This window comes from Variovorax glucosi (genome assembly GCF_051216695.1).
Classification (GTDB): Bacteria; Pseudomonadota; Gammaproteobacteria; order Burkholderiales; family Burkholderiaceae_C; genus Variovorax.
In genome coordinates this window covers 1-1,081 of sequence record NZ_JBPJZE010000335.1, presented here as the reverse complement: position 1 = coordinate 1,081, position 1,081 = coordinate 1, and the positions used below count along the sequence as shown (strand labels likewise).

Genomic DNA, 1,081 nt, shown 5'->3' with positions numbered 1-1,081 from the left:
GCCGATGGCTAGGCTCAGCGTGACAAAGCCGAAGATGTCGAGCTTCTCGCCCTGCGGCCGGCTCTCCGGCAGGTAGCGCGCGATGCCCCAGAAGGCGAAGATGCCCACCGGCAGGTTGATGAAGAACACCCAGCGCCAGTCGAAGTTCTCGGTGAGCCAGCCGCCCAGCAGCGGCCCGAGGATGGGCCCGACCATGATGCCCGCGCCCCAGATCGCCATTGCCTGGCCGACCTTCTCGCGCGGGTTGATGTCGAGCAGCACCGCCTGCGACAGCGGCACCAGCGCCGCGCCGAAGATGCCCTGCAGCAGCCGCGCGGCCACGATGCCGACCAGCGAGGTCGCCAGCCCGCACAGCGCCGAGGCCACCGTGAAGCCGATCACCGAGATGATGAACACGCGCCGCCGCCCCCAGTGGCCGCACAGCCAGCCCGTGAGCGGCAACGCGATGGCCGAGGCCACGATGTACGAGGTGAGCACCCAGGTGATCTGGTCCTGCGAGGCCTGCAGGCTGCCCTGCATGTGGGGCAAGGCGACGTTGGCGATCGTGGTGTCGAGCGCCTGCATGATGGTCGCCAGCATGATCGAGACGGTGATCATGCCGCGGTGCGGCACCTTGGTTCCGGGCGCGACGCTCATGGCTTCTTGCCCTCGCTCGAGGTGATTTCGACCAGGCTACCGCGCACCTTGGCGAGCAGGCCAAGCAGCTGCACCCGCTCGGGTTGCGACAGCACCGCCATCACGCGGGCATTGAGCCCGTCGCTGAGACTGAGCGCGCTGTCGAGCGCTTTCTCGGCGCTCGGCTCCAGATGAATCTTGTTGACGCGGCGATCCGTGGCGCTGGGCTCGCGACGGATCCAGCCGGCTGCGGCCATGCGGTCACACAGGCCGGCCACCGCCATCGGGGTCAGGTCGAGCCGCTGCGCGAGTTCGGCCTGCGAGAGTGGTTCTTCATCGCCGTGCATGGCCAGCGCGCCGAGCAGGCGGCACTGGGCGCTGGTGAGGCCGATGCGCTCGAGCGCGAGGCGGTCGAACTCTTCGCTGTAGAGCTTGCTCACGCTCTTGACGAGGAAGCCGAAGCGCT

Annotated in this window: 2 protein-coding genes; both read right to left on the bottom strand. The window is 68.5% G+C overall.

The window, feature by feature from the left end:
- Nucleotides 1-636 (bottom strand): MFS transporter (locus ACSFA3_RS25425; RefSeq protein ID WP_435508104.1); only part of this gene is annotated, 636 nt, incomplete at its 3' end.
- A partial coding sequence (locus ACSFA3_RS25420; RefSeq protein WP_435508103.1) for a MarR family winged helix-turn-helix transcriptional regulator occupies nucleotides 633-1,081 on the bottom strand: 449 nt, incomplete at its 5' end. The genes ACSFA3_RS25420 and ACSFA3_RS25425, both read right to left, overlap by 4 nt.